The organism is Peribacillus sp. NPDC060253, assembly GCF_042727425.1.
GTDB lineage: Bacteria > Bacillota > Bacilli > Bacillales > DSM-1321 > Peribacillus.
On sequence record NZ_JBHXAS010000072.1, the window covers coordinates 1 to 25731 of the forward strand.

A 25731-nucleotide genomic window follows, 5' to 3' on the forward strand; every position below is an offset into this window, starting at 1 on the left:
TGAAAATACTGAATGTTCTCTAAAATTAGATTTATCTGTTTTTTTAAAAATGAGAGTTTACGAGAGAGAAGAGGGGATTAATTTGAAAAAGGTTTCTTTTTTAATGTTTGCAATGATAGCTTCTTTGTTACTCGTCATGACAGGTTGCGGGAAGGATAAAGAAGTCTCGACAACTGGTAAAGAAAGTAAAGAAGAAGGATCAGATGGAAAAACACTCAGGATCGTAACGGACGCGAATTATGCTCCATTTGAATTTCTTGAAGGCGATAAGATTGTAGGATTCGATGTTGATTTCATCAAAGCTGTTGCAAAAGAAGCCGGTTATGATGTTAAATTGGAAAGCGTTGGATGGGATCCGATTTTTGTGGAAATCGAATCTAAAAGAGCGGATGTCGCAATATCTGCCATTACGGTGAATGACGAAAGAAGACAAACGTATGATTTCTCGGTTCCATATTTCTTATCCACAAACAAGATTCTCGTTCCTGAGAAAAGTGATATAAAATCAGGAAATGAATTGAAAGGTAAGGTCATTGCCGTTCAGACTGGCACAACTGGACAGGAAGCGGTAGAGAAACTGATAGGCAAGAATCACAAAGACATCAAAAAATTCGAAAATAATAACCTGGCCATTCAGGAATTATTACAGGGTGGAGCTGCAGCGGTCGTAGCCGATAATACGGTTGTTGAGGAATATGTGAAAAATAACCCCGATCAAAAACTGAAAGTCGTCGAAGATAGCAAAAGTTTCAATGAGGAGTTCTATGGTCTAATGTTCCCTAAAGGCAGTGAATTGAAATCGGAGTTCGATAAAGCCGTGAATGCCATTTATGAAAATGGGAAATATGCAGAAATTTATAAAGAATGGTTTGGTACTGATCCGGATATCGAAACATTGAAAGCACAACAATAAAATAAAACAAGTGGATAGTAAAAGATTGCGTGACTTTACGTTTGAAGTTACGCAGTTTTTTTGGCCTTTAGGAGGGGAACGGAATGAGTTTTCGCTGGGATATTATTTTTGAATATGCTCCTTTCTTATTAAAAGGAACATTGCTTACTATAGGGCTGTCGGTTTCCTCCATCCTCATCGGAACCTTTTTGGGGTTATTGATAGGCTTAGGGAAAATCATAAGGAACAAAGTGCTTGCATTTCCATTTTATTGTTATGTCACGGTTTTTCGCGGAACTCCGCTTTTAGTCCAAATCTTTTTAATTCATTTTGGAGTGGTGCCCTTTTTTACCGGGGAAACGAATGCAGTAGCCGCCGGGGTCATTGCGTTATCTTTAAATGCAGCGGCATATATTGCGGAAATATTCCGTGCGGGCATCCAATCCATCGATAAAGGACAAACGGAAGGGTCCCGTTCTTTGGGAATGACCCATGCTCAAACCATGATTCATGTTGTATTACCTCAAGCTTTCAAAAGAATGATCCCGCCGCTAGGAAATGAATTCATCGTATTATTAAAAGATTCCTCCTTATTGTGTGTCATTGCAGCCCCGGAATTAATGTATTGGGGAAAAGCGATGGGGAGTCAGTATTTTAAAGTGTGGGAGCCATATTTGGCGTGTGCCTTCATCTATTTATTCCTGACACTCATTTTAAGTTTCGTATTAAATAGACTCGAAAGAAGGTTGAAAACAGAATGATCAAGGTCGAGAATCTAAAGAAGTCATTCGGGAATAACGAAGTATTGAAAAATATCAATGCAATCGTTTCCCCTCAGGAAGTAGTCGTGGTAATTGGTCCTTCTGGGTCGGGTAAATCTACCTTCCTCAGGTGTATCAATCAACTAGAAACCATAACGGGTGGTCATATTTACATAGAAGGACTTGATACGACAGACAAGAAGGTCAATATCAATAAAGTCCGAACGGAAGTTGGCATGGTATTTCAGCATTTCAACTTATTTCCCCATAAGACTGTACTTGAGAATATTATGCTTGCGCCATTAAAAGTGAGAAAGGTTTCCAAAGAACAGGCATCCCAAAAAGGCATGGAATTGCTTAAGAAAGTGGGGCTTGCCGAGAAAGCGAAAGCATATCCGGATTCACTATCCGGGGGACAAAAGCAACGCGTGGCAATTGCTAGGGCGTTAGCGATGGAACCTAAAATCATGTTGTTCGACGAGCCAACTTCCGCTCTAGATCCAGAAATGGTCGGTGAAGTGCTTGAGGTTATGAAGCAGTTGGCTAAGGAAGGTATGACCATGGTCGTGGTGACCCATGAGATGGGATTTGCAAAGGAAGTTGGGGATCGTGTGATTTTCATGGACGAAGGTTATATTATTGAAGAGAATATCCCCAGTGAGATTTTTGATAATCCGCAGCAGGAAAGAACCAAAGCATTTTTGAGCAAAGTACTTTAATTTTGCATGAAAGAAAAAAAACCTTCCGTCAATGGAGGTTTTTTTTAGGAACATATCAGGGCTTCATTTAATATATGAAGCGCCTGAAAGCGATTCAGGGCTTTTACCGAGCACAAGCATACTGAATTTTGCATATCCAATATTTTTATTTTGGGAGACGGCCTGGAGTAAGACCGGGATATTCGGATCATCCTTTAACTTTTGAACTTCCTCTATATATAAGTGGATAACGGAGGGCATAACGAATTCAGGGGTGTATTCGTTAGGGTTTTCATCCATGATCAATGTGCCCATAAATTGATATTTAAATTGAAAAGCTCGTGTTAAGGCAACGACATGGAGTAATTTATTAAATAGTTCGGGGTATGAAAATTTAATTTTCTCCAAAGCTTCTTTGGTTGCCTGTAACTCAACAACACTAGATAAAGTGATCATACATATTTCCTTTCTAAAAATAAGGATCCATTAGCATTTACCGTCCTTTTTGCTCATACCAAGTCTAACCCCGCCTTTTGGTATTGTAAAATGGATAGATGTTATCATGTTCATAACCTACATCTATGATAGTGCTTACACCAACAGAAGGAATCACTCTTTATGAGTCAACGCTTCCTTCATATATTTCAGCCATTCCTTTGCAGCACATGAAAGGTAATGATCCTTACTCCAAATGAGTCCCAAATTCCAACTAATGGAGGGTTTTTTAACCTTGATGGACCTCACTCGTTCATTGTGACGGCATAAACTTTCTGGTAAAAGAGCAATGCCAAGTTTACAATAAACCATCTCCTCAATAAAATCCCAGCGTGAGCTTTCCGTAATGATATGTGGAGAAAAACCAGCTTGATTACAGGATGAAATGATCAAGTCTCTTAGAACGTAATCTTTATTGAATAAGATGAAAGACTCATTCTCCAGGGCGGACAACTCGATTTCTTCCAGACAAGCATGCGGATGGGAGGGATGCACAATCAAGTTGATATCTTCTTCTAAAAAGGCAAAATGATGAAAAATTGTAGTATTGGTAGGCAGGACTATTACGCCTATATCAATTAGGTCATTTTGGACGGATTCTTCAATCTTTTTTGAACCATCCTCCATTAATTGAAAGGTTATATTGGGATAGTCCTCATGAAAATGACTAAGAATTCGGGGGAAGAAAGAAGCGTCGATGATTGGCGGCAATCCGATGCGTATATGTCCCTTTTGCAAACCTAATAAATTGTCCATTTCCGTTTCTAAATTGTGAAAGGCCTTATCTATCAATTTTGCCTGCTCTAAGACAACCCTGCCTGCATCGGTTAGGATCAATTGCTTACGTGAACGATCAAAAAGTTCAACACCTAGTTCGGTTTCCAAATTTTTAATCATCTTGCTGATGGTCGGCTGGGTAATGAACAAATGATCGGCTGCCCGAGTAAAGCTATTAAAATTGGTTACCTCTATAAAGTATTGCAAATGCTTAATATCCATCGCTTCACCTGTTATCCTCATTAAAATTACTTTCATTTTACCTGTAAACAGAAGCGTTTGTAAAACATGAGAAGTTTTGATTGAATGTACCTTATGTTTTAGACGAGCTTAAAGAAGCTGACTCCAAAGGGGAACACAGCTTCTTTAAATTGGCAGGCGATAAATATGACTTGACGTTCATTCTATTTAACTAATAAGACAGGCACAGGAGAATGTTGGACGATGTAGTGGCTCACGCTCCCAAGGAATTCCTTGAAACCACTCAATCCGCGACTGCCCATAATGATAAGGTCGCAATTCTGGGATTTAACATGATCCAATAAAGTCGTGATGGCTGAACCCTCTACGACAAATGTTTGGGATGCATTCGGGATTTCGGACAATAGTGCTTCCGCTTTTTTAATCACTTCATTGCCATATTTGAGCATGGATTCTTCAATCTCCTGAAAAGCATTACCATATATATTCGGTTTGATTGGAAGTGTAACAGCGTGAAGCACCTGGATTTCAATAGCTGGATCCTGCTTCGCCAATTCCATTGCTTTTTCTAAAGATTTAAGTGCCAATTCAGATTCATCATAAGCAACTAATATTTTTGAACAGAACATGATTTTATCCTTCCCTTCTTTTATAGATTATACCCTTAGTATATCAGTTTGAATCTTTCATATAGTTTCATATATTAGAAATTTTGTGAATAATCATTGAAGTTTACGTTCACGTCAATGTTAAGATATAGGTAATTAATCCCTTTGCAAAGTGTGGTTTTAACATGTATACCATTTCTGAGTTAGCAAAAGAATTCGAATTGACAACTAGGACTCTCCGGTATTATGAGGAGCTGGGGATGCTTAGGCCAAAGCGTACTGAATCAGGAAATAGAGTTTATGGAAAGAAAGAATACGCACAACTCAAAATCATCATGCGCGGTAAGAAGTATGGGTTTTCATTAGTGGAAATAAAGGAAATCGTTCTGTTATTCGATAAGGATAGGACAGGCATTAAGCAATTGGAAAAAACGATTGATACAGCAGGACAGAAATTAAACGAAATTAATGAGCGCATTAAAGAACTGGATGGATTGAAGCAGGATTTTGAACAGATGATCAAAGGCTTTACTGATGCCCTTCATGATTTGAAGGCAAACGATAAGACAGCAAGCAGAGAAATTAATATTGAAAATAGGTTTTGATGATAGTGAAGGATGAATATATATACTAGACGAAACAAATGAGGTGAGGATTTGGATATTAAAGAAACCATAGCAGTAGTGACAGGTGGGGCTTCAGGTCTCGGAGCGGCGACGGTAAGAAATATCATTAATAAAGGTGGAAAAGCTATCATATTTGACCTCTCGGAAGAAAAAGGGGCTAAAATGGCCCATGAATTGGGAAATTCAGTTCTGTTTGTCAAAACGGATGTAACAAGTGAAGATAGTGTAAGGGAAGGGTTGAAAAAAGGAATTGAAAGATTCGGGAGCATCAATACGGTCATCAACTGTGCGGGTGTTGCGATTGCAGAGAAGGTCATAGGGAGAAAAGGTACACATGAATTGAAAGCGTTCTCAAATGTTGTAGCAATCAATTTGGTCGGTACATTCAACGTGATTCGTCTTGCAGCTGAAAAAATGGTCGAGAACGAACCGAACCATGAGGGGGAGCGTGGGGTCATGATCAATACAGCTTCCGTAGCTGCCTTTGAAGGACAAATCGGACAGGCCGCATATAGTGCCTCCAAGGGAGGAATAGTCGGGATGACCCTGCCGATTGCGAGGGAGCTTGCCACCAAAGGGATACGTGTCGTATCGATTGCACCGGGTTTATTCCACACTCCGATGTTCGATTCATTGCCTGAAGAAGCGAGGCTGTCATTAGGTAAAACCGTGCCATTTCCATCAAGGCTCGGGTATCCCGAAGAGTACGCGAAACTGACGGAAAGCATCATTACGAATCCAATGCTGAACGGGGAAACGATCAGGCTGGATGGCGCCATTCGGATGTCACCAAGATAAGAGTCCATTCCATTCGGGAAAGATTATGAGATCGATAAAGTTCATGAATAAGAGGCGTCCCATCAATGGGGAGGCGATATGACAAAGCATGCAGAGGAGATAAAACAGATGAAACATCCATATCTTAGTGAAGAACATGAGATATTCCGTAAGTCATTCCGAAAGTTTTTAGAGAAAGAAGCGGTTCCACACTATGAACGATGGGAGGAAGAACGGATCATTCCCCGTTCATTTTGGGTGAAGATGGGGGAGCAGGGCTTTTTATGTCCAGACCTTGAAGAAGAGTATGGGGGCTCCGGGGTAGATTGGGGCTTTGCAGTCATAATTAATGAAGAATTAGAAAGAGTGGGTTCTGGTTTCATAGGTTTTGGGCTTCACAGTGACATTACTGTTCCGTATATTGCCGCTTACGGAAATGAGTTGCAGAAACAGCGCTGGCTTCCAAAATGTACGTCAGGGGAAAGCATTACAGCCATCGCCATGACAGAGCCTGGAACAGGTTCGGATTTGGCCAACATTAAAACGACTGCGATTTTGGATGGAGATCACTACATATTAAATGGCCAAAAGACATTCATTACAAATGGAATACACGCGGATCTAGTTATCGTGGCTTGCAAAACGGATCCAAGTGCAGTTCCGAAGCATAAAGGCGTAAGCTTAGTCGTGGTTGAAAGGGATACACCCGGATTTTCCAGGGGAAGAAAACTGAAGAAGCTTGGTTTACACAGTCAGGATACAGCAGAACTCATTTTTGAGGATTGTCGTGTTCCAAAGGAAAATCTGCTTGGTGAAGAAGGCAAGGGTTTTACCTATTTAATGGAGAAATTGCAGCAGGAACGCCTTGTCGTAGCGATTTGTGCCCAAACGGCATCTGAGGATATGCTTGCCGATACGATTGAATACGTGAAAAGCAGGGAAGCGTTCGGAAAATCCGTGAGTCAATTTCAAAATACACAATTCAAAATTGCCGAAATGGCAACTGAAATCAAAATGGGGCGTGTGTTCCTTGATCAATTGATCTCCATGCATATGGCGGGTGAACAGGTCGTTACAGACGTGTCGATGGCAAAATGGCGTTTGACGGAGACTGCCAGAAAAATATCCATTGAATGTATGCAGCTACACGGCGGATATGGATATATGGAAGAATACAAGATTGCCAGAAGGTATCGGGATGTACCAGTGGCAAGCATCTATGCGGGAACAAATGAAATCATGAAGAAAATCATCGCTAAGAACCTTGGGCTTTAATAAAAACAGGATGAGAAGGGGGAGAGAGTATATGCGTGAAGTGGTTATCGTTGAAGGCATTCGCACTCCAGTCGGAAGAAGGAACGGTGTCTTGAAAGACATTCGCCCAGATGATCTAGCCGGGGAAGTATTGAGGAAGCTGATCGAAAAGGCGGGCATTGATCCTGCTCTTGTCGATGATGTCATTTTAGGGTGTGTTTCACAGTCTGGGGAACAGGCCGGTGATATAGCACGCGTTGCTGCACTGATTGCCGGTTATCCGATTGAAGTGCCGGGAACGACGATTGACCGTCAATGCGGGTCAAGTCAGCAGGCTGTACATTTCGCTTCCCAAGCCATTTTGTCAGGGGACATGGATGTGGTCGTGGCAGGGGGAGTGGAAAACATGTCCCGGGTCCCTATGGGGTCAAATTATCAAGGAGCTGTAACAAGTCAGAAGTATTTAGACAACTATGAGGTGATCAACCAAGGTTTATCAGCAGAAAGAATCGCGGACAAGTGGGGAATCACACGTGAGGAATGTGATCAGTTTTCCGTCGAAAGTCACGCTAAAGCAATTCGTGCTCAAAAAGAAGGCCATTTCAACCGTGAAATGATCTCATTAACGGGTACCGATAAAGAAGGAAATCATATGGAAGTTATAGAAGATCAAGGGCCAAGGGCTGGAACTACGCTTGAAGTACTCGCAGGGTTGAAAACGGTTTTTCAAGAAGACGGTTTAATTCATGCCGGGAACTCAAGCCAGATCAGTGATGGTGCCGCCGCCTTATTATTGATGGAGCGCAGAAAAGCGGAAGAACTTGGATTGAAACCGCGATTTAAAGTGCATACACGGGTTGTTGTTGGGTCAGATCCCACCCTGATGCTGACGGGCCCGATTCCCGCCACTCAAAAAGCTTTGGAAAAAGCAGGACTTTCCATTGATGATATTGATATCTTTGAAGTGAATGAGGCTTTCGCTCCTGTACCGATTGCCTGGCTAAAAGAAACGGGGGCAGATCCTAAGAAGCTTAATCCAAATGGCGGGGCGATTGCTTTAGGGCATCCTCTTGGCGGCAGTGGTGCCCGAATAATGGTGTCAATGATTCATGAGTTAGAGAGAACTGGCGGCCGCTATGGGCTGCAAACAATGTGTGAGGGCCACGGCATGGCGAATGCCACCATCATTGAAAGATTGGACTGAAAAGGGACTGTCTGGTTATGAACATTTGTAATTCGCACGAAAGTAAAAGCTGAAAAAGGATAAAGACCTTACCATCGGCAGGCTGACGTGAACTCATTCCGTTGATGGTGGGTTTACTTGAGGAGGATAATGATATGTCAGTAACGATTAAAAATATCTTTGATCAGACGGTTCAGAAATTCCCCATTAAAGAAGCTATCTACGACGTGAGAAGAAATATCCGCTATACGTATATTCAGTGGAATGACCAGGTGAATAGACTGGCGGCGGCCCTTCAAGCGGAAGGAGTGCGAAAAGGGGACAGGGTCTCTACCTACCTTTACAACAATGAAGAGCTTGCCACCGCATTTTTTGCCTGTGCAAAAATCGGCGCAATCTTCAATCCAATCAACTTCCGCTTAATGGCAGAAGAGCTGGCCTTCATCTTAAGTGACGCAGCCCCAAAGGTCGTTTTATTCGAACAGGAGTTGGAATCGAGTATTGCCGATGTTGAAAAGCGATTCCCAGAAATGGCTTTCTGGTATATTGATGATCATGTGCCTGGATATGCCAAAGGCTACCGCCAAAAAATGGCTAGTGTCTCATCACAGCCCGCTGAGGTGGACGTTCACGAGGATGATGTTTATGCCATCATGTATACGAGCGGGACAACCGGACGTCCAAAAGGTGTCATTCACCTTCATAAAGATATGGTCAAACAATCTGAGATATTAATTGAGGCAATGAAGTATGATCGTTCAGATATCGGTTTGATTACTGCACCGATGTTTCATTGTGCAGAACTGCACTGTTCCTTTTTACCTCGCGTACAGGTTGGTGCCACGAATGTCTTACTGCATCAGTTTAATCCTAAAAAGGTAATGGAACTAATTGAATCCGAGGGAATCACCAAGTTATTTGCTGCACCTACGATGTGGAACATGCTCATTCAAGAAAACCTACATGAGTATAAATTCCAAAGTTTGAAACTAGGGCTTTATGGAGCGGCTCCAATGGCGCCAACACTTGTACGTGCATGTCAGGAGAAACTGGGCATCCAGTTCATCCAAGCATACGGAATGACGGAAATGGGTCCAGCCATCACTCTCCTATTGGAAGATGATCAAATTAGAAAAGCGGGGTCTGCCGGCAAAGCATGCTCCAATCATGACATCATCATTGCCCGTCCCAATGACGAAGGGCCAGCGGATCCCGAGGATAAGCTGGAGCCTGGTGAAACAGGGGAAATTCTTGTGAAAGGTCCATGTATCATGAAAGGTTACTTTCAAAAAGATGCAGAGACGGAAAAAGCGCTTTACAAAGGCTGGTACCATTCTGGTGATATCGGTTTTCTGGATGAAGATGGATATCTGTGGGTCAAGGACCGAGTGGACGACATGATTATCTCCGGAGGAGAAAATGTGTATCCGCGTGAAGTCGAAGACACTCTTTATGAGCATCAAGGCATTCTCGACTGTGCAGTGCTTGGTCAGCCCGATGATAAATGGGGGGAACTGGTAACAGCATTCATCGTAGCTAAAGATAAAGCATTGAGGGAAAGCGATTTAGAAGCCTGGTGTAAGAACAGTAATACACTGGCTAATTATAAACGTCCAAGAAAATATATCTTCTGTGATGAGTTGCCTCGGAACGCAAGTGGTAAGATTCAAAAATTCTTGCTTCGTAAACAGTTGGAAGGAATGGCTGATGACAAAAGTTTGTGGAACTTCCTTTAATGGCGAGGGTATAGGTTTGACTTTATATTGACTGGTTGGTTAATTGTTTGGCATACAACATTACCGAGAACCCATTCTATTGAGGGGGGAAGGTAAGTAAGGGCAATCATTCAATTCACCAAAAATCCGTAAAAAGGGATATCACAGCAGCTGGTCACAATTGATGCTTTAGTAAATTGGGAATAATAATCCTATCGAATCAAACAGGGAAAGTGAAAAGTTATCCACAACATAAGTATAGCGTAATCAGCGGCATACATCCTTTATCCACATAATCCACAGGGTTATCCAGAAATAACATTATTTTCATGTTAGTAAGACGAGTAATTGTACCTACTCCTTGTCAGTATTTTCAGAATATATCCACAATATACACAGGGGTGTGGATAAACGTTGTGTATAAGAATATAATTGGGGCTGTTTTACAGCCCCTTTGTTTATTTATTGGCGGCGATTATGAGCACGGCGGTCTGCCGCATTTGCCCGGGCTTGTGCCTCGATGTCTTCCTGGTCAGCCAGTTCGGAAGAATATTCAACGTCAAGCCCGTCACTTTTCAGGTTTTTAGGAACTTGCGGAAGTTTTTGTTTGTTTTTGTCACGATTATGATGTATGTTATTACGTCCCATTTTAGCGCCCCCTAGAATAAAAATAAATAAGCTAGAGATGATTACACTTATCATCTCTAGCTTATTTTGTGTTGAATGGTTGATCAAAATGTACGGGAAAAAACTCCAAACTTAACGTCGGGATTTCTTCTCGCTAAATCCTCCAGCTCGATCTGCACTTTTAAATTCCCGAGCATAAAGAATCGCTTGGGTGCTCGTTAAGTTACTTTTTTCTTTTTCGTGTTTTTTGGACAATTAGATCATCTCCATTTCACTTAATATCCCTATTTTTTCCTAAAAGGGTACTTTCATACGTGATAATCTCCTTTTAAGATATTTTGTAAAGCATCTTTAAGGGTTGGAAAAGAAAACATGAACCCTTCCTCTTTAAGTTTAATGGGCAGGACATTTTGTCCTTCAAGTACAAGTATACTCATTTCCCCCATCATGGTCTTGAGGATGAAGGGAGGTACAGAAAACCAATGGGGTCGGTGCAATACAGCACCTATCGTTTTACCGAATGTATTCATCGGAACGGGGGTTGGTGCCGTAAAATTGACTGGGCCTTCGATTCTTGAATCGTTCATGCAAAAGATTATTGCACGGACCACGTCGTGAATATGAATCCAGGAAAGCCACTGATTCCCTTTGCCCATCTTTCCTCCGCCAAAAAGTTTATAAGGGAGGGCCATCATTGGCAATGCTCCTTCTTTTTCCCCCAGAATCACACCAAATCTTGTAAGGACGACCCGTTTACTGAATGGGCTGGATTTAGACGCTTCCTTTTCCCATAGCTTAACAGTACGGCTCAAGAAATCATCACCGATGGATTCAGAGGTTTCAGTAAAGGTTTCATGGTCCGAAATACCGTAATATCCGATTGCACTTGCATTGATGATGACAGACACTTTATCGGGCAGTGCGGAAAGGATCCGGTTCATCTCTTTGGAAGCTTCGACCCTGCTTTCGACAATCCGCCGTTTTCGTTCAGGAGTCCAACGCCCGCTGCTTAATGATTCACCAGCAAGATTTATGAAAACATCGAGTCCCGCCAAATGGAGTTCCGGCTTAGCGTCCTCGATCAACCAGCCGATATATGTCAAATTTTCCTGTTTGTTAAATTTTTCGGGATGACGTGTCAAAATATATATATCATGATTTTCTTTTGATAATTCATCAATAAGGGCTGTGCCGACAAAACCGCTTCCACCAGCAATGGCTATTTTCATGAAAACCACTTCCTTTCCCTATCTTTCCTTCACTTTAACATGCCCATGTGCTTTTTTCATTTTTAGACATGCTATATATAGAAATGGTACACGTAAAGGGGTAAAGTAGGGGTGGGGGTGGATTTTATGCCAAACATAACAAAAATAACAACCCAAAAAAAACGTAAAGATCGTTATAACATTTTCGTTGATGAAAAATATGCTTTCAGTGTGGACGAAGAAGTGCTATTGAAATTTCATTTGAAAAAGGGTACGGCACTTGATGACCTGCTATTAGCTGAAATACAATTCCATGATGAAATCCAAAAAGCATTTACCGATGCACTTAATTATTTATCATACCGAATGCGTTCGGAATCGGAAATTCGCCTTTATTTAAGAAAGAAGGACGCGGAAGAGCCGATCATAAAGGAAGCGATACATAAGCTATACAGCTTTAATTATTTAGATGACCTTGAATTTGCCAAGGCTTACGTACGTACCCATGTGAACGGAGGCAATAAAGGGCCCACTACCCTGAAGCTCGAGCTGAAGGAAAAGGGGATACAAGAAAAATCGGTTGTCGAGGCACTAAAGGAATACCCCTACGATATTCAAATTGAGCATGCAAGAAAACTTGCTGGAAAATCTGTAAAAAAGGAAAAAAACATTTCGGAGCGGGCATTAAGGCAGAAGGTTGAACAAACTTTGTTACGAAAAGGTTTCCCAAGAGATGTCATTCTTGAAGCACTTGAAGATGTGACAGTTGAGAAGGATGAGGATGAACAATGGGATTCGCTATGCCATCATGCTGAAAAAATGCAACGCCGCTACAAAAATCATGAAGGCTTCGAATATGAACATAAGATGAAGCAAGCATTATACCGAAAAGGTTTTCCAATAGAATTAATTGAGCGTTATCTTTCCAATCCCGACTGTGATTAAGTACATCGATAGCCAAATCACAAAATTTTGTTTAATATAGAAGTAAATTAATTCTTCATTTAAGGAGCCATATATGAGCGACATAAGATACAGCAAGTTATCTGCCTATGAATTACAACAGGAAATTGCAGCGTTGACGGAAAAGGCGAGAAAAGCTGAGCAATTGGGAATGGTTAATGAATTTTCTGTATTGGAACGAAAAGTGACGATGGCCAAGGCCTATCTGTTAAATCCGGATGACTTCGAAAAAGGTGAAATTTATCAAATAGATGGAGATCCCGGTGTCTATTTCAAAATTGATTATATGAATGGCGTATTTGCCTGGGGTTACCGCTTAGGCGGAAGCGGAAAGGAAGAGGCACTGCCCATTTCGATGTTGAAATAAAAAGGAACCGAGGAAAGCCCCGATTCCACCTGAAGTTAATTCGATCGCTCGTTTGATGCTTTCATTCGTTCTTGAGGGTGTGTATTAATACTGCCATCTGCACGCTTTGAAGCATACCTTGCCTTTGCACGAGGCTCGCCATGAAATTTATTGTTGTTTTGGTTGGGGAATCCTTTTTGTTTATTTCGCAAGTTTTTCTCCTCCAAGCATCAGATTAAAGAAAGAAGCGTTTCCGCTTATCACTAGTATGGGTAAGGAACAGTATAGTTCAGTCTGTAAAAATATTGGCAATGAGGTGGTTCTAATGAATGATTACCATGAAAGATTAACCAAGATACTGCTTGAGAAAAATGAGCACATCACGTATGAGCAAGCCTTGACTTGGGTGGAATTATTATGGGAAGATTTCGAAGCGACCTATGCAAAAGCTGGACATGAGTATGCCGGGGAAGAAATGACATCACGTGTAGTAAGGACCTGGATTGATAATTATGGTGAACAATTCCACGAGTTCATTGCAAAAAATCCTAAATATCAACATTTATTAAATCAGCAGAATCGATTGCATTAAAAAAGCTGGTTCCAGAGGGGTTTCCCTGGAATCAGCCTTTTTTCGATGTATGTGAATGTATGCGACTACAATATGATATTCAATTTCTTCTGCAGTTTCGCTTCGCTAAAGATCCATCCTGTATATGAATTCAAGATATTCAAATCGTTGTCTAAATGGACGACTGCCACGAATGGGTAGTACCCATTGCTGCGGTATCTTAAATCGATAAAACGTACTTCATAATATTCTTTTATTTGTTCGATTTCAAAGCGGTAAACCGGAGAAAAGGACAGAAAGGCTGCCAAGTTGATATCCTTCTTGGCGACTTCGAGAATTTCACTTTCAGGCAATGGCACTCGATCAAACGTATCAAGAATGGTCACACGCCCATTATCGGCTCGTGCCACATAATAATTCTTTTCGGTAATCACGGCAATTTTCCAGCGGTGAAAACGCATGGTCGGTGATAAAAGGATTTTCCTTGCTCCCGGGATTTGCTGCTTAACAGCTCGTTTAATAAAAGCCTGTTCCCTGAATCGAGAGATATAATAGATGACGAGTATTCCGTAAATCGAGAGAAATAAATAGCCTGGGGGAAATCCATAGCCCCATAATATCAGTCCGGCAACATGTATTCCAAAAATGAACGGGTCAAATGTATTGATGACCCCTAAAGCTACCCATTTTGACGAAATCGGCCTAAGGGCCTGAGTCCCATAAGCATTGAATATATCCACGAATACATGGAGGAATACAGCTAGAAAGGTCCAAAGCCAAAGATGAAGGTAATTTGCTTCAGGTATGATGGCAAAGAGAGCTCCGCTGATAATCAAGGGCCAAAGTAAAACAGCGGGAATGGAATGCGTGATTCCACGGTGGTTTCGTATATATACAGCGTTATTCCTTAATTTTAGAACGGTGTCAATGTCTGGAGCTTGTGATCCCAATATTGTACCTGCTATGACTGCACTTGCAGTGATCGGGCTCTGCGCAATGACAGGATCTAATGTGGCAAGACCTCCAAGAGCAATTCCCATGACAAAGTGAGTACCTGTATCCAAAAATCTAACCTCCCTGCCACAATTTAAAAAAATGGTCTTCTTTAATCATACCGTATTTATATATTAACCATCAAATGAATATAATTTGATTTATTTTTGTGACCCATTACAATAAAAATGGATGTGAACATATTACTTAAAAAAGAATGCCTTATAATAGGTATTCCCATTTTTGATAAGAGTGTAACATTTTTGGAGGAACTGATTTGAAAGAAATAATGATCCCGACAATAGAAAATATAAAAATTGAAGAATTTCAACAAGATTTAGTTTCCTGGTTTCAAAAAGAACAAAGACAATTGCCATGGAGGGAAAATAAGGACCCGTACCGTGTTTGGGTTTCTGAAATCATGCTTCAGCAAACGAGAGTGGATACGGTGATTCCTTATTTCAACAGGTTTGTGGAATGGTTCCCCACACTTGAGGATTTTGCCAATGCCGATGAAGAGAAAATCTTAAAAGCATGGGAAGGCCTTGGGTATTATTCGCGTGTAAGGAATCTTCAAAGTGCCGTTCAGGAAGTGAAGGCATCTTATAATGGGATCGTGCCGGATGATCCCGAGGAAATCTCCAAATTGAAAGGGGTTGGACCTTATACGGCTGGTGCTATCCTAAGCATCGCCTATGGCAAGCCGGAGCCAGCTGTCGATGGAAACGTCATGCGTGTATTATCGCGGATATTGATGATATATGAAGACATTGCAAAGCCAAAGACGAGAAAAACATTTGAGGCTGCTGTCAGAAAGCTGATCGATCATGAACATACTTCTGCCTTTAATCAAGCCCTGATGGAACTGGGGGCATTAATCTGCACACCTGGTAAGCCAGCCTGCCTGTTATGTCCCGTTCAAAGGCATTGTCTTGCATTCGAAGCAGGGGTTCAATCAGAACTTCCTGTTAAAATCCAAAAGAAAAAAACGCGGGATGTACCCATTGTGGCTGCCGTTTTAACAAATGAAAAGGGTGAAGTTTTAATTCACAAGCGGGCATCTGAAGGATTGCTGGCTAACCTTTGGGAATATCCGAACTTCGAGAACCATTCACCCCTTTTGCATAAGCGGGAATTCTTCGAGAGTCGTTTTCAGGAAATGTACGGTGTCAAACCGGAAATCACGGAATCTCTTGTGAGAATTGAACATGTTTTCTCACATCTTGTTTGGAAAGTGGACACGTATACGGGAATGGTCAATGAAAAGATCAGTGAAGAGACGTTAAGAGAACACCAGCTCAAGTGGGTTAGTGAAGAAGAGATGGAGGAGTTCGCATTTCCGGTTTCCCATCAAAAGATGATGAAAGCCTACAAAGAAAAAGCACGTATAGAATAAATGCTTTTTTTGTTTACCTATATGAAAACACGTTTTGGTATATGGTAATATAAGGTTATTGGAGGTGGGGAAATGAAGGGGGTCATTCAAGCATTCATCGGTTCTATCATCATACACGCTTTATATATGGGCAGTGCGATGCTGGTAGGTGCTGTAAAAACAACCCTGTATAAACCAGACGTAGTAAATGCTTGGGAACAAGTAGGGGCATTACAGAATGAAACTGCATTCGGTAAGGTGATGTCACCTTCCGTTTATTCGTTGACATTCCTTTGGACAGCCCTGATTTGTGGAATCGTAATTCTATCGTACAAAAAAATCGTGATTTTAAAACAAAAATGATTGGAAAGCGAGTGTCTGGAGTGAAAATCCAACATTTGAATTTTACACCCCTCAAAAAAACTGTAGTCAAACTCCATTTTCATCGAGAGTTTGACTACAGTCTGCGAGGATATCCGCTAAGATATCCTCTTCTTTTTGTTGAAATTCAATAATGAAATCAATCGTAAATGGTATTCGTACCATGAGTATAATCGGCTTCCTGTCTGCTAAGTCCGCCTCTATTTTCAATTTCTTTGACGATTTCACTATGGATACTCTGTCCTTCTTGGTTTAAATAAGGTACCATTTGTTGAAGGGAGTGATGAAAATAGGCAAGTTCACTATTTTCCCAATCCGATTTTTTCATCATCGACAACTCTGTCATATCACGTCCAACATACATAACAGTAACACTCCTTAAAAAAATGATTTTTAAAACTCGGTGTTTACTCAGAAAGGATGAATAAACGAATGGAACAAAAAGTGGCGCTCGTTACAGGTAGTAGCAAAGGTTTAGGAAGAAGCACGGCAATAAAACTTGCAGAGGAAGGTTACGACCTCGTTATTAATTATGCCCGGAGCAAGTCGAAAGCATTAGAAGTGGCAGCCGAAATTGAAGCATTGGGGCGTAAAGCTCTTGTAGTGAAGGCGAATGTCGGTGACGTCGCGAAAGTGAAAACCATGTTTGAGGAAATCGATGCCTTTTATGGACGTTTGGATATCTTCATTAATAATGCGGCATCAGGAGTACAGCGCCCATTGATGGAGCTTGAAGAATCCCATTGGAACTGGACAATGGATATCAATACGAAAGCGCTCCTTTTCTGTGCACAGGAAGCGGCGAAACTAATGGAGAGGAACGGCGGAGGGAAAATCGTCAGCATCAGTTCACTTGGATCCATTCGCTATTTGAAAAATTATACAGCTGTGGGTGTTTCCAAAGCTGCGCTTGAAGCTCTGACAAGATATTTAGCGGTCGAACTGGCTGCGAAAAACATTTGTGTCAATGCCGTTTCAGGCGGTGTGATCGATACGGATGCCCTAAAGTCTTTCCCGAATCGGGATGAAATGCTTGCTGAGGCGGCAGAACAGACTCCTGCTGGGCGGATGGTCGAAGTGGAGGATATGGTGAGCACCATTCTGTTTTTAATTTCCGATGGGGCAAGTATGATTCGTGGACAAACCGTTATAGTTGATGGAGGCATTTCATTACTTGTTTAATATAACTGGAAAAATTTAAATGTTTTTAGTTGGATAACACTTCCGGATAATGGTTATCTTATTATCGTGGAGGTGATATCAATGGCTAAAAACAATAATAAATCACAAGCAGGTACTAACGCTCAACAAGTGAGACAACAAAACGCGCAATCTCAACAAGGTCAAGGCCAATACGGCACTGAGTTTGCTTCTGAAACAAACGTTCAACAAGTGAAGCAACAAAACGCTCAATCTCAGCAAAATAAGGGCCAAGGCCAATACGGCACTGAGTTTGCTTCTGAAACTAACGTTCAACAAGTGAAGCAACAAAACCAAAAATCTCAAAGCAATAAAAGCCAAGGCTAATTGCCATAACAAAACGAAAGGCGTCCTTCTTTTGAAGGATGCCTTTCGTTTTTTTGCTTCCTTTGAATTCGACAAATGTTTCATCGTGTTTACATTTTATGTCAAAGGAGATATCAGAATAAAATAGAATATACATACTATAGAAAAAATACAGATTAGGAAGGTGCATTCATGGAGGAATTTAACCGGCTAATAAACAACCAGTTGAAAACGATGGATAAGCTTTTACTTTTACAATCCGAAATCGAGAGATGCCAGGATATAGAGAAGCAACTCCTTGCCCTGCAAGAAGAGAGTGAAGCAGTCACCATTCAGGAAGAGATTCAACTCAAGAAGCAGGAATTGAAAAGTATCCATGATATGTTCGAGAGGCAAACGGAAGAAGTGATCCGTTATTTTCAGCAAGAACAGGCTGCAATACAATAAATAATTGGCTAATTTCTAAGATAAAATGGGTGGATGGGTCAGACTTTTTCGACTTATTTACACATTTTCACTGGGAGATTAGCCACTTTTGTTTTAAATTCATGAATAAATCGCTATAATATAGGAATATAGGGTAAATGGAAAAAAGTATATATTTTTAAATACACACAATAACTGCAAACGGAATAGGGCACAGTACGCTGTCAGGGTGTCTATAGAAAGTAGGGAGAGATAAATGGGGATTGTTCCTGCCGAAGGAGGAAAAATCCAAATCCATAGCTATAAACATAATGGACATATCCATCGTATCTGGGAAGAGACAACCGTTTTAAAAGGGACCCAAAATCTGATGATAGCGGCAAATGACCGTACTATGGTGACGGAATCAGATGGAAGGACCTGGATTACAAGAGAGCCGGCGATTTGCTATTTTCATTCAAAGTATTGGTTTAATGTTATCGGTATGTTAAGAGAGGACGGGGTTTATTATTATTGCAATATCAGTTCTCCGTTCACATATGATTCCGGAGCATTAAAATACATTGATTATGACCTGGACATTAAAGTATTCCCAGATATGACGTTTAATTTGCTGGATGAGGATGAATATGAAAGGCATCGGAAAGAAATGAATTACCCTGATGCCATCGATTCAATATTGAAACAGAACGTAGACTATTTAATTTATATGATACGCCAGCGAAAAGGACCATTCTCCGCAGAGTTTATTGATAGTTGGTATGAACGCTTTTTAACCTATCGAAGATAAGAAAGGCCTGCTGCTAAATTAGCAGGCTTTTTCTATTGCGTACTGAATCATTTTAAATCGTTTTGATAGTTATTCTTCGAAAAGGAAAATATAATTGAAAAGTGCATCTAAGGATTCCAATTGAACATTACTGGACTTTTTTTAGCATTGTGATTTATTGCAGGAGAAATGGAGGAATTCCGTGGAGAGCGTTAAGAGATATTTACAATTCGTCAAGCCGTATAAATGGCAGATAATCGGGACGGTTTTAATTGGAATGTTAAAGTTCGCGATACCGCTTTTGCTTCCATTGCTTAGTAAATATATCGTGGATGACATTATCGGGAATGGTGACCTGTCCAAAGCTGTGAAGTCCGAACGCCTTTTTTGGGTAATGGGCATCATGCTGTTCATTTTTGTTGCGGTGAGACCGCCTATTGAGTATTACCGCCAGTATTTCGCACAATGGACAGGAACGAAGATCTTATATGATATCCGAAATGATTTATTTACTCATATACAGAAACTGAGCTTTAAATATTATTCCAACACAAGAGTGGGCGAGGTCATCTCAAGGATGATTACGGATGTGGAACAAACGAAGAACTTTGTCATCACGGGTTTGATGAATCTTTGGCTGGATATCGCAACGATTATTATAGTGATAGCCATCATGTTTACGATGGACGTGAAATTAACCATTGTTTCCATCATCATGCTTCCATTTTATACATTTTCGATCAAGCATTTCTTTGGCAAGCTCAGAACCTATACAAGGGTCCGGTCACAGGCGTTGGCGGACGTACAGAGTCACCTTCATGAACGGGTTTCAGGGATGTCGGTCATCAAAAGCTTTGCGATAGAAGATCGGGAACAGGAATTGTTTGCGAAGCAGAACAAGAATTTCCTGGATAAGGCCCTGAAGCATACGAGTTGGAATGCCAAGTCATTTGCTGTCGTCAATACGATTACGGATATTGCCCCGCTGCTCGTGATCGGATTTGCCGGTTATCAGGTTATTCATGAACAAATGTCGCTTGGAACGATGGTTGCTTTCGTCGGTTTCATTGACCGGCTATATAACCCCCTCAGACGATTAGTTAACTCATCGACCACAATGACGCAGACATTGGCGTCCATGGACAGGGTTTTTGAATTTGTGGATGAGAAGTATGATATCGATGACGAGCCTGGTGCGAAAGAGCTGAAGCATGTAGACGGACGAATTACGTTTCAGGATGTTTCGTTTGCATATGATGAGAAAGAGGCACCTGTTTTAAAGCATATTAACCTGGATGTTTTGCCGGGAGAAACCATTGCACTTGTTGGAATGAGCGGCGGAGGAAAATCCTCGATCGTCAGTTTAATTTCCCGTTTCTATGATGTGACCGAGGGAAGGGTATTATTGGATGGGACGGATATCCGTAAATATCAAGTCCGCAGCCTAAGGGATAAAATCGGGATGGTCCTGCAGGATAATATCTTATTTAGTGAATCGGTTAAGGCCAACATCCTTATGGGACGGCCTGATGCAAGTGATGAGGAAGTATTTAAAGCGGCAAAAGCGGCGAATGCCCATGACTTCATTATGGGTTTGAAAGAGGGGTATGAAACAAAAGTAGGAGAACGGGGAGTGAAACTATCCGGAGGGCAAAAGCAACGGGTTGCCATTGCGAGGGTATTTTTGAAAAATCCGCCTATCCTCGTGCTGGATGAAGCCACATCCGCATTGGATTTAGAGAGTGAACATTATATCCAGGAGGCGCTTGATATTTTGGCCAAAAACCGGACCACCATCATTGTGGCCCACCGGTTATCAACCATTACCCATGCCGATCGGATTGTTCATATCGATAATGGGGAAATTACCGAAATGGGTACACATGAAGAACTTATGAAAAAACAAGGGCATTACTACAACCTATTTCAAGTGCAACAATTGGATTCCTAAGGGAAAACCTACCTATGAAATATACACAGAAAAGACCATTCCTCTAATCGGGAATGGTCTTTCTTATTCTTTTACGATCTAGTGCGTCCAGTTATGAAATTCTTTTTTCATGAAATGCTTTTTCTTTATCAGGAAGGAATTGCGAAAGATACTTCATTCCCTCCGGCAAGGCGATGCCTACGATGATCAAGCACATCCCGAACCATTGCAGTGACGTAACTTGTTCATTCAAGAAGATGACGGATACGACCATCGCTGACGGCAATTCCGCTGCACATAGTATCGTTCCAAGCCCTACACCCACTTTCGGCAAACTGACGACAAAGAAAAAGAAAGGAACAAGAACACCTAACGTCCCGAGCAACAAACCGTAGTACCAGAGGTTCGTTTGGACAAGGTTCGTAACAAGTGTGACGGGGTTTGTCGTGAACACAGCAGTCAGCATCGCACCAGTTGCAATGTAAAACAACCGTTTCATGGAAGATTCCCCAACTGCGAATTGAGAGTTGCAAAACATATAAAGAGCAAAAAGCAACGCAGATAATAATCCGAACAGTACACCTTTTAGGCTTAATGCAGAGAGAGGCTGACCAAAAATCGCCCCTGCAAATAATGTACCGATGAAGAGAACGAAAATGGCCATGAGTTTATTTTTATCCGGGCGCCTTTTATTTAAGAAACTTTCGATAAGGACGCCTATCCAGGTAAATTGAAATAAAAATACAACGGCAATCGAAGCGGGAAGTTCTGATACGGAAACGGCATAGGCCTTTCCTACGAAAGTGGACATCATGCCTGTTATTAAAAGTAATCCGGCACTTTTCCATGAAACTTTATATTTAAACGAAAATAGAAATAAAACGGAAACAATCAGCCAGCCGACAAGGTATTGACTGCCGACCAGTTCACCAGAAGAATGGCCATCCATAAATCCAAACTTGATCATGGTGGATAATGTGCCATATGAGATCGAACCAATTAACACCATTATGGAATACTTCAAAAGTTGCATGTTTTTCCCCCCTATAAAAATAAAAATCGCCACCTGCCGAATAGGCAAGTGACGAACGAAAAAAGGAAATCCTTTTAAAATTCCGTCTCTCAACAAAAGCTGAGTTTAAAAAAATGTTTGTTTTGCATTTCCTTAGCTTAAAGTCTTTCTGAATCATTGTCAACCAAAAAAATAAGTAAAACGGTCTCGTGATCGTTAAGCAAAGGCGGCAATGATCCCTTTCATGGCATAAAAACAAAAATCCCCCCAAAAGGCAAATATGCCAATGAGGGGAGCTGGATTTCAATCGCGATTCTGTTGGAAATCTTCCAATGAACCACGGTATTCTTTGTCTTTCATTTTGCTAAGATTAGGCTTTTTTTCTACAGTTGGCTCATCGTTTGGCTTTTGATTGTGAAGCTTGGAAAGCGCCAAACGATAATCCTGATCTTTCATTTTCAATTCATCATTGTCTGTCGGGACGATGATTTCGGTAACTGAATCATCATTTGAAGAGGGAGCGGACTCTTCAAATGAGTTCGCTTCCTCGACAACCGGCTTATCTTCAGGTGATAAGGCTTTGACATTGAATGTGATTAAGCACGTAACCGCTAAAATGGCAACGATGATAATTAGAATGATGATGCCCATTGAATCAAGCCTCCTAGAGCTCGTTTATGAATGAACGGGTGACATGGGCTACCCGTTTTCCTAATGCTTCTCCAAGCTGCAGGTCATTTTTGGTGATGTTGTCATCCACACCGGGCGGGCAGCTTATCCCTACACCATAGTAGGATCCATACAAGGCGTTTTCAGGGACAGTGCCGGGTAAGCCGACAATGATCATGCCTTGATGAAGCATAGGGGTGATTAAGTTCAACATGGTTGCCTCGAGCCCTCCATGTACGGTGGCCGTCGTACAGAACACAGCCCCCACTTTATTAATTAGTGCACCTTCTGCCCATAGATATCCAAGTTTATCAATCCAAGTCTTCAAACTAGAACTGATCGTGCCGAAATGGCCCGGACAGCCCCAAATGATTGCATCCATATCCTGAAGCTTATAAACATCAGCCTCGTTTACATGGTCAATGAGAACCTCGGCGCCAGGAACCTCAGCGGCTCCTTGTGCTATTGATTCGGCAAGTGCCTTCGTATGATTGCCTTCACTATCGTATACAACATAGATCTTCATTCTAATTCCCCCATTTAATTAAACCGATTTTTTTACAGGTGAAGGCAGCAAAGGTACATCCAATTTTTCTTGTTTAACTTGTTTGATGGCTTTGTCCTTCCGAACGTCACGTAAAAACAGTGAGAGAACGATACCGACAATTGCGAAACCAGTTGCCCAGAAAAATGCATCATTGATTCCCATTACATTTGCTTGCCCCTGGATTTGGGACGAAATCAGTGACATTGCAGTTTCCTGTGCCTGCTCACTAGTTTGATTCATTGAACTCATGATGGATTGAACGATTGATTGGAAGTTCTGAACAAAACCGGGATCACTCGTACTCATTTCCGTTCCTAAAGCCGTTCCATGGTATGAAGCACGGGTTGTATAAATGGTCGTCACGAAGCTCGTACCGATGGCCCCGGTTACTTGTTTCAGCGTATTGCTCATCGCCGTACCATGTGTATTCAAATGCCTCGGAAGCTGATTCATCCCAGCTGTCATGATCGGCATCATCAGTAAAGCCATTCCAAGTGAACGGATGGCATAGATGATGACCAAAGTCGAATAGGTCGTTTCTGTAGTCAATTTAGCGAATTCGAAGGTTGTAATAGCGGTGATCGCTAAACCAATCAAGGCTAATGGACGAGGTCCGATTTTGTCGAATAAGGCTCCAGAGACGGGTGACATCACCATCATCACTAGGGCACCAGGTAACATCAATAGACCGGATTGAACAGGTGTGAATCCTCTTAGTGTCTGTAAATAAATAGGCAATAAGAAAATCCCTGTGAACATGGCAACTGTAACAATGGCCGAAATGATATTCGATAATACGAACATATCATATTTAAATACACGGAAGTCGAGCATCGGTGTATCCGATTTTAGCTGTTGAACCACAAATAGGGTGAGGAGGATAAGCCCTACGATGATGGTTCCCAGAACGATGATATCCGTCCAGCCTTTGGAACCTGCTTCACTGACACCGTATAGTAGTGAAGCAACACCTATCAAGGATAAAGAGGCGCCGATCAAATCCAATTTGATTTTCTTTGGTTCTGCTACATTCCGCATATTAAAAAAGGCAAGTGTCATGATAATCAAGCCTAATGGCACCATTGCGTAGAACATGACCCGCCAGCTATATTCCTGAATGACCCAACCTGATAAAGTCGGTCCGATGGCAGGAGCAAACATGATGGCCAGCCCAAAGATCCCCATTCCTTTCCCGCGCATTTCAGGTGGAAAGATAAAAAGAATGATCGTCATGACCAATGGCTGCAAGATCCCGCCGCCAGCAGCCTGAATCAATCGACCTGTAAGGATGACGGGGAAATTTGGTGAGATGCCGCAGATGAAGGTCCCAACCGTGAATAGAAACATGGCAGTAAGGAATAACATCCGCGTGCCAAACCGTTCTATTAAAAAAGCGGAAAGTGGAATCAAAGCTCCATTTACGAGCATGAATCCAGTTGATAACCATTGAATCGTAGTCGCAGCTACATTAAATTCAGCCATCATCCTTGGCATGGCGACACTGAGCAAGGTTTGATTCAATATGACCATGAACAAACCTAGCATTAAGATAATTAACATGGGGGCAAACTGTTTCATTCCCTTGTTTTCGTTTACTGAGATTGTTTGAGAAGCCATTTAAGGAAAGCCTCCTTTCTGTATAACTGTGTAGCCGGTTTATTTTGTTGAAATTTTCACTTCTGCGTTCATTCCAGGCAGAACTTTATCGGATGGTGCTTTAATGGAAATTTTAACTGGAACTTTTTGCGTGACTTTTGTATAGTTTCCGCTGCTGTTTTGATTGCCCATTACTGAAAAGACAGACGTTGTGGCATAACCGATTTGTTCTAATGTTCCTTCAAAAACGGTATCGGGATCTCCATCGATGATAATATCGACACTGTCACCTTTTTCAATATTCTTCAATTTATTTTCTTCAATATTAGCCGTTATGGATAGATCACCCATATTGATGGTCTGGGCAAGAGTTTGACCCGCTTGTACAAGTTGTTCATCATGCACTTGTGTTTTAACGATTGTACCTTGTGCTGCTGTTTTTACAGCTTCTTTTCCGTCTAAAGAAGTTACGTTAGCCACTTTATCATTCTTGTTGACACTGTCGCCTTCGTGTAAGTCCCAATCTGATAATTTACCGGCAGCAGGGGCAACGATGGTATATAGATCTCCTGTCACTTTTGCTTCATCCGTTTTAATGAAATTCGAGCTTTCATAATAGTAATAACCCCCACCGGCTACTACCGCTAATATAATAACCAAACCAATGACATTAATTAAAACTAAACGTCCTCTATTCACTTGTTTCGCCTCCAAAAAATATTGATGATAGATTCTTGTAACCCTTTAAAATGCTGCATTGTTTTTTTAAAAGACACCAGCCTCCTATATCCAATGTTTATTTGTTAATTTAAATAAATATTAACT

At 41.4% G+C, this 25731-nt stretch carries 32 protein-coding genes; 18 read left to right on the forward strand and 14 right to left on the reverse strand.

The features are described from left to right. The 3 genes from ACFWE9_RS17675 to ACFWE9_RS17685 all read left to right on the forward strand — a co-directional run. A partial coding sequence (locus ACFWE9_RS17675) for a basic amino acid ABC transporter substrate-binding protein (RefSeq protein WP_377357929.1) occupies positions 1-913 on the forward strand: 913 nt, incomplete at its 5' end. 83 nt (positions 914-996) lie between these two features. Further along, entirely contained in the window at positions 997-1653 is a 657-nt protein-coding gene (locus ACFWE9_RS17680) for an amino acid ABC transporter permease (protein WP_230159287.1), read from the forward strand. Continuing rightward, positions 1650-2372 carry an amino acid ABC transporter ATP-binding protein gene (locus tag ACFWE9_RS17685; RefSeq protein WP_230159286.1) on the forward strand — a complete coding sequence of 241 codons (723 nt, stop codon included), beginning with the start codon at positions 1650-1652 and terminating at the stop codon, positions 2370-2372. The genes ACFWE9_RS17680 and ACFWE9_RS17685 overlap by 4 nt, the downstream gene beginning before the upstream one ends. 63 nt (positions 2373-2435) lie before the next feature. Here the strand turns inward: ACFWE9_RS17685 and ACFWE9_RS17690 are convergent, their stop codons facing one another. From ACFWE9_RS17690 to ACFWE9_RS17700, 3 genes are all read right to left on the reverse strand, one after another. Beyond that, entirely contained in the window at positions 2436-2807 is a 372-nt protein-coding gene (locus ACFWE9_RS17690; protein ID WP_377357932.1) for a hypothetical protein, read from the reverse strand. 153 nt (positions 2808-2960) lie between these two features. After that, the gene (gene cidR / locus ACFWE9_RS17695; protein ID WP_377357959.1) at positions 2961-3845 is read right to left on the reverse strand and encodes a cidABC operon transcriptional activator CidR; all 885 of its coding nucleotides are present in this window, start codon (positions 3843-3845) and stop codon (positions 2961-2963) included. Between the two features lie 182 nt (positions 3846-4027). Next, on the reverse strand, positions 4028-4453 hold the full coding sequence (locus tag ACFWE9_RS17700) for a universal stress protein (protein ID WP_230159284.1): 426 nt from the start codon (positions 4451-4453) through the stop codon (positions 4028-4030). Between the two features lie 164 nt (positions 4454-4617). On the opposite strand from ACFWE9_RS17700, the gene ACFWE9_RS17705 reads away from it, so the two are divergent. From ACFWE9_RS17705 to ACFWE9_RS17725, 5 genes are all read left to right on the forward strand, one after another. Beyond that, the gene (locus ACFWE9_RS17705; protein ID WP_230159283.1) at positions 4618-5037 is read left to right on the forward strand and encodes a MerR family transcriptional regulator; all 420 of its coding nucleotides are present in this window, start codon (positions 4618-4620) and stop codon (positions 5035-5037) included. A 51-nt stretch (positions 5038-5088) separates the two neighbouring features. Continuing rightward, the gene (locus tag ACFWE9_RS17710) at positions 5089-5856 is read left to right on the forward strand and encodes a 3-hydroxyacyl-CoA dehydrogenase (protein ID WP_377357934.1); all 768 of its coding nucleotides are present in this window, start codon (positions 5089-5091) and stop codon (positions 5854-5856) included. A 108-nt stretch (positions 5857-5964) separates the two neighbouring features. Continuing rightward, positions 5965-7110 carry an acyl-CoA dehydrogenase family protein gene (locus ACFWE9_RS17715; protein WP_230159281.1) on the forward strand — a complete coding sequence of 382 codons (1146 nt, stop codon included), beginning with the start codon at positions 5965-5967 and terminating at the stop codon, positions 7108-7110. 31 nt (positions 7111-7141) lie between these two features. Continuing rightward, positions 7142-8293, forward strand: coding sequence for a thiolase family protein (locus tag ACFWE9_RS17720; RefSeq protein ID WP_377357936.1), 1152 nt, complete (start codon positions 7142-7144; stop codon positions 8291-8293). Positions 8294-8427: 134 nt separating this feature from the next. Continuing rightward, positions 8428-10008, forward strand: a complete 1581-nt coding sequence (locus ACFWE9_RS17725; protein WP_377357938.1) for a fatty acid--CoA ligase — start codon at positions 8428-8430, stop codon at positions 10006-10008. Between the two features lie 441 nt (positions 10009-10449). Here ACFWE9_RS17725 and ACFWE9_RS17730 read toward each other — a convergent pair whose 3' ends face one another. The 3 genes from ACFWE9_RS17730 to ACFWE9_RS17740 all read right to left on the reverse strand — a co-directional run bounded on the left by ACFWE9_RS17730 (position 10450) and on the right by ACFWE9_RS17740 (position 11843). Further along, positions 10450-10635, reverse strand: coding sequence for a YfhD family protein (locus ACFWE9_RS17730; protein WP_230159278.1), 186 nt, complete (start codon positions 10633-10635; stop codon positions 10450-10452). A gap of 111 nt (positions 10636-10746) precedes the next feature. Beyond that, entirely contained in the window at positions 10747-10869 is a 123-nt protein-coding gene (locus ACFWE9_RS17735; protein ID WP_230159277.1) for a YfhE family protein, read from the reverse strand. A 53-nt stretch (positions 10870-10922) separates the two neighbouring features. Beyond that, entirely contained in the window at positions 10923-11843 is a 921-nt protein-coding gene (locus ACFWE9_RS17740) for a TIGR01777 family oxidoreductase (RefSeq protein ID WP_377357941.1), read from the reverse strand. 126 nt (positions 11844-11969) lie between these two features. Here ACFWE9_RS17740 and recX point away from each other — a divergent pair, with 126 nt between their 5' ends. Both recX and ACFWE9_RS17750 read left to right on the forward strand, forming a co-directional pair. Continuing rightward, positions 11970-12767: a recombination regulator RecX gene (recX, locus tag ACFWE9_RS17745; RefSeq protein WP_377357943.1), complete on the forward strand. Its 798-nt coding sequence runs from the start codon at positions 11970-11972 to the stop codon at positions 12765-12767. Between the two features lie 73 nt (positions 12768-12840). Further along, on the forward strand, positions 12841-13152 hold the full coding sequence (locus ACFWE9_RS17750; protein WP_377357944.1) for a YfhH family protein: 312 nt from the start codon (positions 12841-12843) through the stop codon (positions 13150-13152). Between the two features lie 35 nt (positions 13153-13187). On the opposite strand, the gene ACFWE9_RS17755 is transcribed toward ACFWE9_RS17750, so the two are convergent. Then, complete coding sequence (locus tag ACFWE9_RS17755; RefSeq protein WP_098370608.1) at positions 13188-13343, reverse strand: small, acid-soluble spore protein K; 156 nt, start codon at positions 13341-13343, stop codon at positions 13188-13190. A gap of 113 nt (positions 13344-13456) precedes the next feature. Between ACFWE9_RS17755 and ACFWE9_RS17760 the strand changes: the two genes are divergently transcribed. After that, positions 13457-13723, forward strand: a complete 267-nt coding sequence (locus tag ACFWE9_RS17760) for a YfhJ family protein (RefSeq protein WP_230159274.1) — start codon at positions 13457-13459, stop codon at positions 13721-13723. A gap of 65 nt (positions 13724-13788) precedes the next feature. Here the strand turns inward: ACFWE9_RS17760 and ACFWE9_RS17765 are convergent, their stop codons facing one another. Continuing rightward, a complete protein-coding gene (locus tag ACFWE9_RS17765; RefSeq protein WP_377357946.1) occupies positions 13789-14766 on the reverse strand; it encodes a metal-dependent hydrolase in 978 nt (325 codons plus the stop codon). Positions 14767-14972: 206 nt separating this feature from the next. Here ACFWE9_RS17765 and mutY point away from each other — a divergent pair, with 206 nt between their 5' ends. Together mutY and ACFWE9_RS17775 are read left to right on the forward strand one after the other, a co-directional pair. Then, positions 14973-16091, forward strand: a complete 1119-nt coding sequence (mutY, locus tag ACFWE9_RS17770) for an A/G-specific adenine glycosylase (RefSeq protein WP_377357948.1) — start codon at positions 14973-14975, stop codon at positions 16089-16091. A 72-nt stretch (positions 16092-16163) separates the two neighbouring features. Next, entirely contained in the window at positions 16164-16433 is a 270-nt protein-coding gene (locus ACFWE9_RS17775) for a hypothetical protein (RefSeq protein WP_377357950.1), read from the forward strand. A 157-nt stretch (positions 16434-16590) separates the two neighbouring features. Here the strand turns inward: ACFWE9_RS17775 and ACFWE9_RS17780 are convergent, their stop codons facing one another. Then, positions 16591-16815: a hypothetical protein gene (locus tag ACFWE9_RS17780; RefSeq protein WP_230159270.1), complete on the reverse strand. Its 225-nt coding sequence runs from the start codon at positions 16813-16815 to the stop codon at positions 16591-16593. Positions 16816-16883: 68 nt separating this feature from the next. Here ACFWE9_RS17780 and fabL point away from each other — a divergent pair, with 68 nt between their 5' ends. The 5 genes from fabL to ACFWE9_RS17805 all read left to right on the forward strand — a co-directional run bounded on the left by fabL (position 16884) and on the right by ACFWE9_RS17805 (position 21103). After that, on the forward strand, positions 16884-17633 hold the full coding sequence (gene fabL, locus ACFWE9_RS17785) for an enoyl-[acyl-carrier-protein] reductase FabL (protein ID WP_230159269.1): 750 nt from the start codon (positions 16884-16886) through the stop codon (positions 17631-17633). A gap of 81 nt (positions 17634-17714) precedes the next feature. Continuing rightward, a complete protein-coding gene (locus tag ACFWE9_RS17790) occupies positions 17715-17978 on the forward strand; it encodes a gamma-type small acid-soluble spore protein (protein WP_230159268.1) in 264 nt (87 codons plus the stop codon). A gap of 171 nt (positions 17979-18149) precedes the next feature. Next, the gene (locus tag ACFWE9_RS17795) at positions 18150-18404 is read left to right on the forward strand and encodes a YgaB family protein (RefSeq protein WP_230159267.1); all 255 of its coding nucleotides are present in this window, start codon (positions 18150-18152) and stop codon (positions 18402-18404) included. Between the two features lie 235 nt (positions 18405-18639). Next, positions 18640-19173, forward strand: coding sequence for a nucleoside tri-diphosphate phosphatase (gene ntdP, locus ACFWE9_RS17800; RefSeq protein WP_230159266.1), 534 nt, complete (start codon positions 18640-18642; stop codon positions 19171-19173). Positions 19174-19354: 181 nt separating this feature from the next. Continuing rightward, positions 19355-21103: an ABC transporter ATP-binding protein gene (locus ACFWE9_RS17805; RefSeq protein WP_230159265.1), complete on the forward strand. Its 1749-nt coding sequence runs from the start codon at positions 19355-19357 to the stop codon at positions 21101-21103. Between the two features lie 91 nt (positions 21104-21194). Here ACFWE9_RS17805 and ACFWE9_RS17810 read toward each other — a convergent pair whose 3' ends face one another. The 5 genes from ACFWE9_RS17810 to ACFWE9_RS17830 all read right to left on the reverse strand — a co-directional run bounded on the left by ACFWE9_RS17810 (position 21195) and on the right by ACFWE9_RS17830 (position 25605). Continuing rightward, a complete protein-coding gene (locus ACFWE9_RS17810) occupies positions 21195-22115 on the reverse strand; it encodes an EamA family transporter (protein ID WP_377357954.1) in 921 nt (306 codons plus the stop codon). Between the two features lie 282 nt (positions 22116-22397). Further along, on the reverse strand, positions 22398-22745 hold the full coding sequence (locus ACFWE9_RS17815; protein WP_230159263.1) for a hypothetical protein: 348 nt from the start codon (positions 22743-22745) through the stop codon (positions 22398-22400). A gap of 13 nt (positions 22746-22758) precedes the next feature. Further along, positions 22759-23289, reverse strand: coding sequence for an NAD(P)H-dependent oxidoreductase (locus tag ACFWE9_RS17820; protein WP_230159262.1), 531 nt, complete (start codon positions 23287-23289; stop codon positions 22759-22761). A gap of 18 nt (positions 23290-23307) precedes the next feature. Further along, positions 23308-24927 (reverse strand): DHA2 family efflux MFS transporter permease subunit, encoded by a 1620-nt coding sequence (locus tag ACFWE9_RS17825; RefSeq protein WP_377357957.1) that lies wholly within the window; start codon positions 24925-24927, stop codon positions 23308-23310. A 39-nt stretch (positions 24928-24966) separates the two neighbouring features. Continuing rightward, complete coding sequence (locus tag ACFWE9_RS17830) at positions 24967-25605, reverse strand: biotin/lipoyl-containing protein (RefSeq protein ID WP_230159260.1); 639 nt, start codon at positions 25603-25605, stop codon at positions 24967-24969. Positions 25606-25731 lie beyond the last annotated feature (126 nt).